Origin of the sequence: Pseudomonas putida NBRC 14164, from assembly GCF_000412675.1 — a bacterium.
Classification (GTDB): Bacteria; Pseudomonadota; Gammaproteobacteria; order Pseudomonadales; family Pseudomonadaceae; genus Aquipseudomonas; species Aquipseudomonas putida.
Genome location: NC_021505.1, coordinates 4,737,778 through 4,750,857 on the forward strand (window position 1 = coordinate 4,737,778; position 13,080 = coordinate 4,750,857).

The 13,080-nt window shown below is 62.8% G+C and carries 11 protein-coding genes; 3 read left to right on the forward strand and 8 right to left on the reverse strand.

What is annotated here, in order from left to right:
* Nucleotides 1-53 precede the first annotated feature (53 nt).
* From ispC to rpsB, 7 genes are all read right to left on the reverse strand, one after another.
* Nucleotides 54-1,244 carry a 1-deoxy-D-xylulose-5-phosphate reductoisomerase gene (gene ispC / locus PP4_RS21015; RefSeq protein WP_016501163.1) on the reverse strand — a complete coding sequence of 397 codons (1,191 nt, stop codon included), beginning with the start codon at nucleotides 1,242-1,244 and terminating at the stop codon, nucleotides 54-56.
* Nucleotides 1,241-2,056 carry a phosphatidate cytidylyltransferase gene (locus tag PP4_RS21020; protein WP_016501164.1) on the reverse strand — a complete coding sequence of 272 codons (816 nt, stop codon included), beginning with the start codon at nucleotides 2,054-2,056 and terminating at the stop codon, nucleotides 1,241-1,243. Before PP4_RS21020 ends, ispC begins: the two co-directional genes overlap by 4 nt.
* Nucleotides 2,056-2,811, reverse strand: coding sequence for a polyprenyl diphosphate synthase (gene uppS, locus PP4_RS21025; protein ID WP_016485210.1), 756 nt, complete (start codon nucleotides 2,809-2,811; stop codon nucleotides 2,056-2,058). Before uppS ends, PP4_RS21020 begins: the two co-directional genes overlap by 1 nt.
* Before the next feature lie 15 nt (nucleotides 2,812-2,826).
* The gene (frr, locus tag PP4_RS21030; RefSeq protein WP_016501165.1) at nucleotides 2,827-3,384 is read right to left on the reverse strand and encodes a ribosome recycling factor; all 558 of its coding nucleotides are present in this window, start codon (nucleotides 3,382-3,384) and stop codon (nucleotides 2,827-2,829) included.
* On the reverse strand, nucleotides 3,381-4,124 hold the full coding sequence (gene pyrH, locus PP4_RS21035; RefSeq protein ID WP_009686950.1) for a UMP kinase: 744 nt from the start codon (nucleotides 4,122-4,124) through the stop codon (nucleotides 3,381-3,383). Before pyrH ends, frr begins: the two co-directional genes overlap by 4 nt.
* A gap of 179 nt (nucleotides 4,125-4,303) precedes the next feature.
* Nucleotides 4,304-5,167 carry a translation elongation factor Ts gene (tsf, locus tag PP4_RS21040; RefSeq protein ID WP_016501166.1) on the reverse strand — a complete coding sequence of 288 codons (864 nt, stop codon included), beginning with the start codon at nucleotides 5,165-5,167 and terminating at the stop codon, nucleotides 4,304-4,306.
* A gap of 185 nt (nucleotides 5,168-5,352) precedes the next feature.
* Nucleotides 5,353-6,090, reverse strand: coding sequence for a 30S ribosomal protein S2 (gene rpsB, locus PP4_RS21045; RefSeq protein ID WP_016501167.1), 738 nt, complete (start codon nucleotides 6,088-6,090; stop codon nucleotides 5,353-5,355).
* A 345-nt stretch (nucleotides 6,091-6,435) separates the two neighbouring features.
* Here rpsB and map point away from each other — a divergent pair, with 345 nt between their 5' ends.
* From map to dapC, 3 genes are read left to right on the forward strand one after another with little or no spacing between them, the layout of a single operon-like run.
* On the forward strand, nucleotides 6,436-7,218 hold the full coding sequence (gene map / locus PP4_RS21050) for a type I methionyl aminopeptidase (protein ID WP_016501168.1): 783 nt from the start codon (nucleotides 6,436-6,438) through the stop codon (nucleotides 7,216-7,218).
* 41 nt (nucleotides 7,219-7,259) lie between these two features.
* Nucleotides 7,260-9,962, forward strand: coding sequence for a [protein-PII] uridylyltransferase (locus PP4_RS21055; RefSeq protein ID WP_016501169.1), 2,703 nt, complete (start codon nucleotides 7,260-7,262; stop codon nucleotides 9,960-9,962).
* 30 nt (nucleotides 9,963-9,992) lie between these two features.
* Nucleotides 9,993-11,189 (forward strand): succinyldiaminopimelate transaminase, encoded by a 1,197-nt coding sequence (dapC, locus tag PP4_RS21060; protein ID WP_016501170.1) that lies wholly within the window; start codon nucleotides 9,993-9,995, stop codon nucleotides 11,187-11,189.
* A 141-nt stretch (nucleotides 11,190-11,330) separates the two neighbouring features.
* Here dapC and PP4_RS21065 read toward each other — a convergent pair whose 3' ends face one another.
* Nucleotides 11,331-12,977 (reverse strand): Na+/H+ antiporter, encoded by a 1,647-nt coding sequence (locus tag PP4_RS21065; protein WP_016501171.1) that lies wholly within the window; start codon nucleotides 12,975-12,977, stop codon nucleotides 11,331-11,333.
* Between the last annotated feature and the right edge of the window lie 103 nt (nucleotides 12,978-13,080).

Sequence of the window (13,080 nt, forward strand, 5' to 3'; positions counted from 1 at the left end):
GTTCAGCGGGCCGGCATCATGCCAACCCCCTCACGAACCTGGGCGGGCTTGCATCAGCGACCGTGACGCCTCAGCCACTCACGGGAAAGCTCCCGGGCACGCTGGTCGGCGGCGAACACCGCGTCCAGCGACGGCAGCGGCACAACGGGCTCCTGATCGAGCACCTGTTCGATCATACCCGCGATCTCCGGGAAGCGGATACGCCGCTCAAGAAATGCCTCGACCGCCACTTCGTTGGCCGCATTGAGTACGGCGGGTGCGCTGTTGCCGGCCTCGGCAGCCTGCCGCGCCAGGCGCAGGCAAGGGAAGCGCTGTTCGTCGGGCGCCTGGAAATCCAGGCGAGCAATGGCAAACAGGTCCAGCGGAGCCACCCCGGAATCGATGCGCTCAGGCCAGGCCAGGGCATTGGCGATGGGCGTGCGCATGTCCGGGTTACCCAGCTGCGCCAATACCGAGCCGTCCACGTAATCGACCAGGGAGTGGATGACACTCTGTGGGTGTACCACCACCTCGACCTTGGCCGGCGCGGCATCGAACAACCAGCAAGCCTCGATCAGTTCGAGCCCCTTGTTCATCATGCTGGCCGAATCCACAGAAATCTTGCGCCCCATGGACCAGTTGGGGTGCGCACAGGCCTGCTCCGGCGTCACATCGAGCAACGCCTCGACCGGTGTCTCGCGGAACGGGCCACCGGAAGCTGTCAGCAGTATCCGGCGTACGCCAACCGCGCTCAGGCCGCGAGCGTAGTCGCCAGGCATGCACTGGAAGATCGCATTGTGCTCGCTATCGATCGGCAACAATACGGCGCCGCTGCGCCGCACTGCCTCGATGAACAGCGCACCTGACATCACCAGGGCTTCCTTGTTGGCCAGCAACACCTTTTTGCCCGCCTCCACGGCAGCCAAGGTCGGGCGCAGGCCGGCGGCACCGACAATCGCTGCCATCACTGCATCCACTTCCGCTGCCGAAGCCACCTGGCAAAGCCCGGCCTCGCCTTCCAGCACCTCGGTGGCGCAGCCGGCCGCTGCAAGGGTTTCGCGCAGCCGCACGGCCGCCTCGGCACTCGGGACTACCGCGAACGCAGGGCGATGGCGTACACACAGGGCCAGCAACTCGTCGATCCGCGAATACCCGCTGAGGGCGAATACCTGATAGCGATCAGGGTGGCGCGCAATCACATCCAGCGTGCTCAGGCCGATGGAGCCGGTCGCCCCGAGTACGGTAATACGTTGCGGGCGGCTCACATCACACCCCATTCGGCAGCCCACAACAGCACGGCGAAAATCGGGATCGCCGCAGTAAGGCTATCAATGCGGTCGAGCACGCCGCCATGGCCAGGCAGCAGGTTGCTGCTGTCCTTGATGCCGGAACGGCGCTTGAACATGCTCTCTGTCAGGTCACCGACCACCGAGGACATGACCAGCAGCGCAGCACCCAGCAGGCCCAGCAGGATCTGGCCGAAACCCCAGTCGCGGCTGATGCCGACCGCCAAGGTAATTGCCAGGCTGACTGCCAGGCCGCCATACACGCCTTCCCAGCTCTTGCCCGGGCTGACCTGCGGGGCCAGCTTGCGCTTGCCGAAAGCCCTGCCAGAGAAGTAGGCGCCAATATCGGCAGCCCACACCAGCACCATGACCGACAGGATCAGCCAGTTGCCCAGCGGCCAGTGCTTGAGCAGCACCAGCCCCTGCCAGGCCGGCAGCAATACCAGCAGGCCGATCAGCAACCGGCAGGCCGCGCTGGCCCACAGCTCGCTGCTGCGCGGGTAGGTAAGCACCAGCCAGGTGGCCAGCCCCCACCAGATCACCGCGGCACCCAGCACCCAGGGCGCCAGCTCCGGAAGGATGTACAGCAACATCAGCGCTCCGGCGACCACCGCGGCATAGGCGATGCGCAGCGGCTGGGTCATCAACCCGGCCAGGCGCGCCCACTCCCAGGCTCCAAGGGTCACCACGAAGCCGATGAACAGGGCGAAATCCCCGCCGTTGAGCAGGAAGAAGCCACCCAGCGCAATCGGCAGCAGGATCAGCGCGGTAATGATGCGTTGTTTAAGCATTAAGCACGAGCTCCAGCCTCGACCTGCTCGCTGGTCTTACCAAAGCGGCGCTGGCGCGAAGCGAAATCGGCCAGGGCATTGCGCATGGCCTCGTGTTTGAAGTCCGGCCAGTACAGGTCGGAGAAGTACAACTCGGCGTAGGCCAGCTGCCACAACAGAAAATTGCTGATGCGGTGCTCGCCACCGGTACGAATACACAGGTCCGGCAGAGGTAACTCGCCGGTTGCCAGGCAGGTCTGCAGCAGGCCCGGGGTGATGTCTTCCGGACGCAGGTGCCCGGCTTGCACTTCCCGCGCCAGCCGCTGGGCGGCCTGGGCGATGTCCCACTGGCCACCGTAGTTGGCCGCGATCTGCAGGATGAAGCGGTTGTTGCCGGCGGTCAGCGCTTCGGCTTCGCGCATGGCAGCCTGCAACTCGGGATGGAAGCGCGAACGGTCACCGATGATGCGCAAGCTGATGTTGTTCTCGTTGAGGCGCTTGGCTTCACGGCGCAGGGCCGAGAAGAACAGCTCCATCAGCGCACCGACCTCTTCGGCGGGGCGCTGCCAGTTTTCGCTGGAGAACGCGAACAGGGTCAATACCTCGACCCCGGACTTGGCACACACCTCGATGACCGCGCGAACGGCGTCGACACCCGCCTTGTGCCCGGCAACGCCGGGCAGCAGGCGTTTTTTCGCCCAGCGGTTGTTGCCATCCATGATGATCGCGACATGACGCGGCACCGAGGACGGCGCCACTGGCTTGGTCTTTTCCATTAAGAAACCCCGGCCTTAGACGGCCATCAGGTCCTTTTCCTTGGCCTTGAAGGCGGCATCGACTTCGGCAACGAACTTGTCGGTAAGCTTCTGGATCTCGTCAGCGGCGCGACGTTCTTCGTCCTCGCTGATTTCCTTGTCCTTGGTCAGCTTCTTCAGGTCGGCCAGGGCGTCGCGGCGCACGTTGCGCACAGCTACCTTGGCATCCTCGCACACGCCGCTGGCCTGCTTGGTGTAACCCTTGCGGGTTTCCTCGGTCAGGGCTGGCATCGGCACACGAATGGTGGTGCCGGCGCTGGACGGGTTCAGGCCCAGGTCGGAGGTTAGAATGGCCTTCTCAATGGCAGCGCTGAGGTTCTTGTCGTGAGCGACAATCTTCAGGGTGCGGGCATCTTCGACGCTGATCGCAGCGACCTGGTTCAGCGGCATTTCGCTACCCCAGGCAGTGACTTTGACGCTGTCCAGGATGCTTGGGTGGGCACGACCGGTACGGATCGCCGCCAGGTGACGACCCAGCGCCTCGATGGACTTGCCCATGCGGTCCTGGGCGTCTTTCTTGATGTCGTTGATCATTTTTGAACTTCCTCGATCAGGGTTCCTTCCGCGCCGCCGTGCACGATGTTCAGCAGGGCGCCGGGCTTGTTCATATTGAAGACGCGCAACGGCATCTTGTGGTCGCGGCAGAGACAGATTGCCGTCAGATCCATCACACCCAGCTTGCGATCCAGCACTTCATCGTAGGTCAGATGATCGAACTTCTCGGCATGCGGGTCCTTGAATGGATCAGCAGTGTATACACCATCGACCTTGGTTGCCTTCAATACCACGTCGGCATCGATTTCGATGGCGCGCAGGCAGGCAGCAGAGTCGGTGGTGAAGAACGGGTTGCCGGTACCGGCAGCGAAAATTACGACTTCTTTGGCGTTCAGGTGGCGCATGGCTTTGCGGCGATCATAGTGATCGGTCACGCCAACCATGGAAATAGCCGACATGACAATGGCGGTAATGTTCGCCCGCTCCAGCGCGTCGCGCATGGCCAGGGCGTTCATTACGGTCGCCAGCATGCCCATGTGGTCACCGGTGACGCGGTCCATGCCGGCTGCACTGAGCGCCGCACCACGGAACAGGTTGCCACCACCGATCACCAGACCTACCTGAACACCGATGCCGACCAGTTGGCCGACTTCCAGCGCCATGCGATCCAGGACTTTTGGGTCGATCCCGAACTCTTCCGAGCCCATCAGGGCCTCGCCGCTAAGTTTGAGTAGAATGCGTTTATAGCGAGCCTGATGACCACTGCCCTGCTGAGCCATTGCGAATCTCTCCTGCGGCGTTTGTAAAAAATTCTGGCGGGCTGCTTGAGCCTGCATGTAACTCTAACGTGACGCAGCGACTGCGTCAGCGAGCAACGGTCTCGTAAACCGCTCCCGCTTTGACAAAGAGGCTGCGCGCGTGAGCGGGCAGCCTCTTTGGGGCGACAGACGGGGCTGTCTTACTGCTTGGCAGCAGCTACCTGAGCAGCAACTTCAGCAGCGAAGTCGTCGACTGGCTTCTCGATGCCTTCACCGACTTTGAAGTAGGTGAACGAAACGATTTCAGCGCCGGCTTTCTTGGCCAGCTCGCCAACCTTGACTTCCGGGTTCATGACGAAAGCCTGCTCTTTCAGCGAAGCTTCGGCCTTGAACTTGGTGATACGGCCGTTGATCATGTTCTCTACGATGTTTTCCGGCTTGCCGGCGATCTTGTCGGCGTTCAGCTGCAGGAAGACATTCTTCTCGCGCTCGATGGCCTCGGCGGAGATTTCCGACGAATCCAGGAACTCAGGGTTCGACGCTGCAACGTGCATGGCAATGTTCTTGGCCAGCTCGACGTCACCGCCTTTCAGAACGACGGCAGCGCCGATCTTGTTGCCGTGCAGGTAGGCACCAACAACGTCACCCTCAACGCGCACCAGGCGACGAATGTTGACGTTTTCGCCACACTTGGCAACCAGGGCTTCACGAGCAGCTTCACGCGATGCGATCAGCGGAGCAGCGTCGGTCAGCTTCTGGGCGAAGGCTTCTTCAAGGCTTTCGGCAACGAAGTTCTTGAAGTCGTCTTGCAGGGCCAGGAAGTCGGTCTGCGAGTTCACTTCCAGCAGAACGGCGGATTTACCGTCGGTCTTGACCGCGATAGCGCCTTCAGCAGCGACGTTGCCAGCCTTTTTGGCGGCCTTGATGGCGCCCGAGGCACGCATGTCGTCAATGGCTTTTTCGATGTCGCCGCCAGCCTTTTCCAGGGCTTTCTTGCAATCCATCATGCCTTCGCCAGTACGCTCGCGCAGTTCTTTTACCAGCGCTGCAGTAATTGCTGCCATTTCAAAATCCTCTTGGAAAGTTTTTCAACCATTCCACCCGCTCGACACGGGCGTTAAATTCTGCGAATCCGCTGTTGTTATCTCAGCCAACCCATAATGCGGGGCCCTTGCTGACAGCAGGATTTCAAGGTGGCAAAAAGGGGGCAAAGCCCCCTTTTTGCGTGCCAAGTAGACGCTAGCGCCTATTACTCAGCAGCAGGTGCAGCCGCTTCTTCAACATAGACTTCGGTGCCGCCAGCAACGTTGTTGCGGCCGCGGATGATGGCGTCGGCCATCGAAGTCATGTACAGCTCGATGGCGCGGATGGCGTCGTCGTTGCCTGGGATGATGTAGTCAACACCTTCCGGGCTGCTGTTGGTATCGACAACGCCGATAACCGGGATGCCCAGCTTGTTAGCTTCGGTGATAGCAATGCGCTCGTGATCAACGTCGATCACGAACAGGGCATCAGGCAGACCGCCCATGTCCTTGATACCACCCAGGCTGCGGTCCAGCTTTTCCAGATCGCGCGAACGCATCAGGGCTTCTTTCTTGGTCAGCTTGGCGAAGGTGCCATCTTCGGCCTGGGTTTCCAGGTCGCGCAGACGCTTGATCGAAGCACGGATGGTTTTGTAGTTGGTCAGCATGCCGCCCAACCAGCGGTGGTCAACGTATGGCGAACCGGCACGAGCAGCTTGCTCGGCGACGATCTTGCCGGCGGAACGCTTGGTGCCGACGAACATGATCTTGTTCTTGCCCTGAGCCAGACGCTCTACGAAAGCCAGAGCTTCGTTGAACATTGGCAGGGTTTTTTCCAGGTTGATGATGTGGATCTTGTTACGCGCGCCGAAAATGTACTTGCCCATTTTCGGGTTCCAGTAACGGGTCTGGTGGCCGAAGTGCACACCGGCCTTCAGCATATCGCGCATGTTGACTTGGGACATGATAGTTCCTTGATAAGTCGGGTTGGGCCTCCACGCATCCCAATGACCAACCCGCAAATTCGAAAATCCGGGGCACCCAGGTCATCGTGTCGACACGTGTGTGGGTTTAAGCTCACGGGGTCGTCCCCGAAAGCGGCGCATGTTATACCACAGACCGCGAACGAACGAAACCCGAATAAGGTTGCGTCTGTCAGCGGTTTTTGCAGCGCCCCGCCAAACAGGCCAGAATGCCTCCTGTAGACCGCAGCATGGCCGCCTTTATCCCGACAGAATGCCGCCCTGCTCTGCTAGAATCCGGCCTTTCCCGTTTGTTCGCGCCGCGTGCGGCGCCGTAGAGAGCCTGTAATGACCGTCAACATCAAGACCGCAGAAGACATCGAGAAGATGCGCGTCGCCGGCCGCCTGGCCGCCGAGGTGCTGGAAATGATCGAGGAGCACGTCAAGCCCGGTGTTACCACCGAAGAGCTCGACCGCCTGTGCCACGACTATATCGTCAACGTCCAGCAGGCCATCCCGGCGCCCCTCAACTACAAGGGCTACCCGAAGTCGATCTGCACCTCGATCAACCATGTGGTCTGCCACGGCATCCCCAACGACAAGCCGCTCAAGGACGGTGACACGCTGAACATCGACGTCACCGTGATCAAGGACGGCTACCACGGCGATACCAGCCGCATGTTCCACGTCGGTACCGTGCCGGTGTGGGCCGAGCGCCTGTCCAGGGTTACCCAGGAGTGCATGTACAAGGCCATCGAGCTGGTCAAGCCGGGCTGCCGCCTGGGCGATATCGGCGAAGTGATCCAGAAGCACGCTGAAAAGAACGGCTTCTCGGTGGTGCGCGAGTTCTGCGGCCACGGCATCGGCAAGGTGTTCCACGAAGAGCCGCAGATCCTGCACTACGGCCGCGCCGGCACCGGCATGGAACTGAAAGAAGGCATGACCTTCACCATCGAACCGATGATCAACCAGGGCAAGGCCGACACCAAGGTGCTGGGCGACGGCTGGACCGCCATCACCAAGGACCGCAAGCTCTCGGCTCAGTGGGAACACACCCTGGTGGTGACTGCGACCGGCTACGAGATCTTCACCCTGCGCAAGGACGACACCATCCCGCGCACCTCGGCCTGACCGCACCGAGACAGGCCACCCGACGACAGGAACGTGACGCGATGCCCCAGGTGGACCCCGAGCTGTTCGATCGCGGCCAGTTCCAGGCGGAACTGGCCCTCAAGGCGAGCCCCATCGCCGCCTTCAAGAAAGCCATCCGCCAGGCCGGCGAGGTGCTCGACAAGCGTTTCCGCAGTGGCGGCGAAATCCGCCCGCTGATCGAAGCCCGCGCCTGGCTCGTCGACAATATCCTGCAACAGGCCTGGAACCAGTTCGACTGGGGCGACCACAGCGGTATCGCCCTGGTCGCAGTGGGTGGCTACGGGCGTGGTGAGCTGCACCCGCATTCCGACATCGACCTGCTCATTTTACTGGGCGCCGCCGAGCACGAGCAGTACCGCAACGCCATTGAGCGTTTTCTCACCCTGCTGTGGGACATCGGCCTGGAAGTGGGCCAGAGCGTGCGCACCGTCGACGAGTGCGCCGAACAGGCCCGCGCCGACCTGACGGTGATTACCAACCTGATGGAAAGCCGCACCATTGCCGGGCCCGAAGCCCTGCGCCAGCGCATGCTGGAGGTGACCAGCACCGCGCACATGTGGCCGAGCAAAGACTTCTTCCTGGCCAAACGCGCCGAACTCAAGGCCCGTCACCACAAGTACAACGACACCGAGTACAACCTCGAACCCAACGTCAAGGGCTCGCCCGGTGGCCTGCGTGACATCCAGACAGTGCTGTGGGTGGCCCGCCGTCAGTACGGCACCCTGAACCTGCACGCATTGGCCGGCGAAGGTTTCTTGCTGGAAAGCGAGAACGAGCTGCTGGCTTCGTCCCAGGATTTTCTGTGGAAGGTGCGCTACGCCCTGCACATGCTGGCCGGTCGCGCCGAGGACCGCCTGCTGTTCGACCACCAGCGCAGCCTCGCCGCACTGCTGGGCTACAGCGACGAGAACCCCAAGCGGGCAATCGAGCAGTTCATGCAGCAGTACTACCGGGTGGTGATGAGCATCAGCCAGTTGTGCGACCTGATCATTCAACACTTCGAAGAGGTCATCCTCGCCGACGAAGACAGCGGCACCACCCAGCCGCTGAATGCACGCTTTCGCCTGCATGACGGCTATATCGAGGCTACCAACCCGAACGTGTTCAAGCGCACACCGTTCGCCATGCTGGAAATCTTCGTGCTGATGGCCCAGCACCCCGAAATCAAGGGTGTGCGTGCCGATACGGTGCGCCTGCTGCGTGAGCACCGCCACCTGATCGACGACACCTTCCGCACCGATATCCGCAACACCAGCCTGTTCATCGAGCTGTTCAAGTGCGAAATCGGCATCCACCGCAACCTGCGGCGGATGAACCGCTACGGCATCCTTGGCCGCTACCTGCCGGAGTTCGGCCTGATAGTCGGGCAGATGCAGCACGACCTGTTCCACATCTATACGGTCGATGCGCACACGCTCAACCTCATCAAGCACCTGCGCAAGCTGCAGTACACGCCGGTGTCCGAGAAATTCCCGCTGGCAAGCAAGCTGATGGGGCGCCTGCCCAAGCCCGAGCTGATCTACCTGGCCGGCCTCTACCACGACATCGGCAAAGGTCGCCAGGGCGACCATTCGGAGCTGGGCGCGGTGGATGCGCAGAAGTTCTGCGAGCGCCACCAGTTGCCGGCCTGGGACAGTCGGCTGATCGTCTGGCTGGTGCTTAACCACCTGGTGATGTCGACCACCGCCCAGCGCAAGGACTTGTCCGACCCGCAGGTGATCAACGACTTTGCCCTGCACGTGGGCGACGAGACGCGCCTGGACTACCTGTACGTGCTGACCGTGGCCGATATCAACGCCACCAACCCCAGCCTGTGGAATTCGTGGCGGGCCAGCCTGCTGCGCCAGCTCTACAGCGAGACCAAGCGCGCCCTGCGCCGCGGCCTGGAAAACCCGCTGGACCGCGAAGAACAGATTCGCCAGACCCAGTCTGCAGCCTTGGACATCCTTGTACGCGAGGGCACCGACCCGGACGATGTCGAGCAACTGTGGTCGCAGCTGGGCGATGACTACTTTCTCAAGCACAACGCCGGCGATGTGGCCTGGCACACGGACGCGATCCTGCAGCAACCGGCCGATGGCGGGCCGCTGGTGCTGATCAAGGAAACCACCCAGCGCGAGTTCGAAGGCGGCACGCAGATCTTCATCTACGCCCCTGACCAGCACGATTTCTTCGCCGTGACGGTGGCGGCCATGTCGCAGCTGAACCTGAACATCCACGATGCACGCATCATCACGTCGAGCAGCCAGTTCACCCTCGACACCTACATTGTGCTGGACAACGACGGCGGGTCTATCGGCGACAACCCGCAGCGGGTCAAGCAGATTCGCGACGGCCTGACCGAAGCGCTGCGCAACCCCGAGGACTACCCGACCATCATCCAGCGCCGGGTACCGCGCCAGCTCAAACACTTCAACTTCCCGCCGCAGGTGACCATCCTCAACGATGCCCAGCGGCCGGTGACCATCCTCGAAATCACCGCACCAGACCGCCCAGGCCTGCTGGCCCGGCTGGGGCGGATCTTCCTGGAGTTCGACCTGTCGCTGCAGAACGCCAAGATCGCCACCCTCGGCGAACGGGTGGAAGACGTGTTCTTCATCACTGATGCCGACAACCAGCCGCTGTCCGACCCGCAGCTGTGCAGCCGCCTGCAGGAGGCCATCGTCCAGCAGTTGCAGGCCGGCCAGGCCAGCGATGCCAGCCCTACCCGCGTGACCTTTTAACGACTAGACGATTGACGAGACCTTGCGCCGATGAACCATGCCTTGACCCAGCTTCAGCCCTACCCGTTCGAGAAACTCCGTGCCCTGCTGGGCAGCGTGAAGCCTGCGGCAGACAAACGCGCCATCGCCCTGTCAATCGGTGAGCCAAAGCACGAATCTCCGGCATTCGTCGCCCAGGCCATGGCCGACAACCTCGACAAACTGGCGGTATACCCCAGCACCATCGGCCTGCCGGGCCTGCGCCAGGCGATCGGCCAGTGGTGCGAGCGTCGCTTTGGCGTGCCAGCCGGCTGGCTGGATGCCGACCGTCACATCCTGCCGGTCAATGGCACCCGTGAAGCGCTGTTCGCCTTCACCCAGGCGGTGGTCAACCGTGCCGATGACGGCCTGGTGATCAGCCCGAACCCGTTCTACCAGATCTACGAAGGCGCAGCGCTGCTGGCCGGGGCTACCCCGCACTACCTGCCGTGCCTGGAAAACAACGGTTTCAACCCTGACTTCGACGCCGTACCGGCCGAGGTGTGGAAGCGCTGCCAGATCCTGTTCCTGTGCTCACCGGGCAACCCCACCGGCGCGCTGGTGCCGATGGACACCCTGAAGAAGCTGATCGCCCTGGCCGACGAACACGACTTCGTGATCGCCGCCGACGAGTGCTACAGCGAGCTTTACTTCGATGAAGACGCGCCACCACCGGGCCTGCTGACCGCCTGCGCCGAGCTCGGCCGCAGTGATTTCAAGCGCTGCGTGGTGTTCCACAGCCTGTCCAAGCGCTCCAACCTGCCGGGCCTGCGCTCGGGCTTCGTGGCTGGCGATGCCGAGATCATCAAACCGTTCCTGCTGTACCGCACCTACCACGGCTGCGCCATGCCGGTACAAACCCAGCTGGCCAGCATCGCCGCCTGGCAGGATGAGGCGCATGTACGCGCGAACCGCGACCAGTATCGCGCCAAGTACGATGCCGTGCTGGACATCCTGCAGCCGGTGCTGGACGTGCAGCGCCCGGACGGCAGCTTCTACCTCTGGGCCAAGGTGCCGGGCTGTGATGCCGAGTTCACCCGCGACCTGTTCGAAGCCCAGCATGTGACGGTGGTACCGGGGTCGTACCTGTCGCGTGATGTGGATGGCGTGAACCCGGGCGCAGGGCGTGTGCGCATGGCGCTGGTGGCACCGCTGGCCGAATGCATCGAGGCGGCGGAGCGGATTCGCGCCTTCCTGCAGAACCGCTGATTCAGCAATGCTTTAATTTTGTGCAGAACCTGTGGGAGCGGGTTCACCCGCGAACACCGGCGCAGCCGGTGCCATACACCGTATCGCCTGATTCGCGAGTGAACTCGCTCCCACAGGGCCGCAAAGCGGCCCCCTGCGGGTCTACCTGACCTGCCCCAGGTTGGCCTCGCTCATATCCAGCTCCCCAAGCACCTGCCGGACCACCTCATCCCCCACCAGGTGCTGGCGATGCAGGTTATACAGCTCCAGCCGCTGCGCCCTCAGCGCACGCAAACGCAAGCGCCGCTCCAGCAAGTCCATCTGGTCGGCCAGGGCCTTGGCTTCGGCACTGTCGTTGTAGCTGTTCAGCTCATCCCGGTACTCAGCCATCAACCGCGCCTTCAGCTCGGTCGCCAAGGTTGCCTGCGCAGCATCCTGCGGGGCATTGGCGTCGATCACTTCTTCTGCTTCCAGGGCATGGATCGCCGCCTCGGCCGTGCGGCGCCAGGCTTCCTGCACTTCCTGGTGCAAGCGCTCGTCCGGGCTTTTGGTCACCCCGCGCAGCAGTATCGGCAGCGCGATGCAGGCGCTGATCAACGACAGCAGGATCACCCCGGCGGCAATGAAGATCAGCAAGTCACGCTCAGGGAAGGCCTTGCCCGCGCCCATCAGCAACGGCACCGACATCACACCCGCCAGGGTCACCGCACCGCGCACACCGCCCAGGGTCAGCAGCCAGCAGGAGCGCGCCGTAGGCATCAGCACCAGCGCCGGTTTGCCGCGCCAGCGGCGCACCACGCCGATCGAGCGCCAGATGCTCTGCACCCAGATGAACCGCAGCAGGATCAGCGCAGCAAAGATCGCCACCACGTCCAGGCATCGGTAGGCCAGGGTCGGCCACACGGTGGCTTCGTGGCTGACCACCGCCTTGATGATGTCCGGCAACTGCAGGCCCAATAGCAGGAAGATGAGGCCATTGAAGGCGAACTCCAGCAGCGACCACACGCTGCGGTTGAGCAGGCGGGTGCTGGTCTGCCGCGGCAGCAGGTCAAGCCAGCTTTGCATCATGCCGGCCGCCACCGCCGACAGGATGCCCGACACGCCCAGGCGCTCGGCCAGCACGTAGGCGGCGAATGGCAGCAGCAACATGAACACCACGTGGGTGGCCGGGTCGTCCCAACCGCGGGCGATCATCCAGGCGCGCAGGCGGCCCACCAGCCAGCTGAGGCCCACACCCACCGCGAGGCCGCCAAGCGCCACCAGGACGAAACTGAAGCTTGCATCAGTCAGCGAGAACACCCCGGTGATCGCCGCCGCCAGGGCGAACTTGAAGGTGACAAGGCCCGATGCATCGTTCATCAGGGCCTCTCCCTGCAGCATGTGCATCAGCGGGGTGGGCAGGCGATCCTGGGCGATGGCCGAAACCGCCACGGCATCGGTCGGCGAGAGTACCGCCGCCAGGGCGAACGCTACCGGCAGGGGGATGCTCGGCAGCAGCCAGTGAATGAAGTAGCCGGCCCCGACCACGGTGAACAGCACCAGACCGACGGCCAGCGCCACCACTGGCCCGCGAATGCGCCACAACTCACGCTTGGGGATGCGCCAGCCATCGGCAAACAGCAGCGGCGGCAAGAACAGGAACAGGAACAACTCGGGGTCCAGGGCCACGTGCAGGCCCAGGGTCGGCAGGGCCAGCAAGGCACCGGCAGCGATCTGTACCAGCGGCAGGGGCAGCGGAATCATGCGGCCGACCAGCTTCGACAGGCTGACCAGCGTCAGCAGGATGAGGACGGTGTAGGCGGACTGCATCCGGGAAAGCTTCCTTTGTGAACCAGAAACGATAGCAAGGCGAAACATCGCCATTGGAACAATATGTTAGCGGCGACCGACGGTTCGGGACCGCTGCACGATA

Bases quoted from the DNA above. Each gene is read 5' to 3' on its own strand.
- frr (WP_016501165.1), bottom strand. From the start codon at position 3,384: ATGATCAACGACATCAAGAAAGACGCCCAGGACCGCATGGGCAAGTCC.
- PP4_RS21055 (WP_016501169.1), top strand. From the start codon at position 7,260: ATGCCCCAGGTGGACCCCGAGCTGTTCGATCGCGGCCAGTTCCAGGCG.
- pyrH (WP_009686950.1), bottom strand. From the start codon at position 4,124: ATGGCTCAGCAGGGCAGTGGTCATCAGGCTCGCTATAAACGCATTCTA.
- PP4_RS21065 (WP_016501171.1), bottom strand. From the start codon at position 12,977: ATGCAGTCCGCCTACACCGTCCTCATCCTGCTGACGCTGGTCAGCCTG.
- map (WP_016501168.1), top strand. From the start codon at position 6,436: ATGACCGTCAACATCAAGACCGCAGAAGACATCGAGAAGATGCGCGTC.
- rpsB (WP_016501167.1), bottom strand. From the start codon at position 6,090: ATGTCCCAAGTCAACATGCGCGATATGCTGAAGGCCGGTGTGCACTTC.
- tsf (WP_016501166.1), bottom strand. From the start codon at position 5,167: ATGGCAGCAATTACTGCAGCGCTGGTAAAAGAACTGCGCGAGCGTACT.
- uppS (WP_016485210.1), bottom strand. From the start codon at position 2,811: ATGGAAAAGACCAAGCCAGTGGCGCCGTCCTCGGTGCCGCGTCATGTC.
- dapC (WP_016501170.1), top strand. From the start codon at position 9,993: ATGAACCATGCCTTGACCCAGCTTCAGCCCTACCCGTTCGAGAAACTC.
- PP4_RS21020 (WP_016501164.1), bottom strand. From the start codon at position 2,056: ATGCTTAAACAACGCATCATTACCGCGCTGATCCTGCTGCCGATTGCG.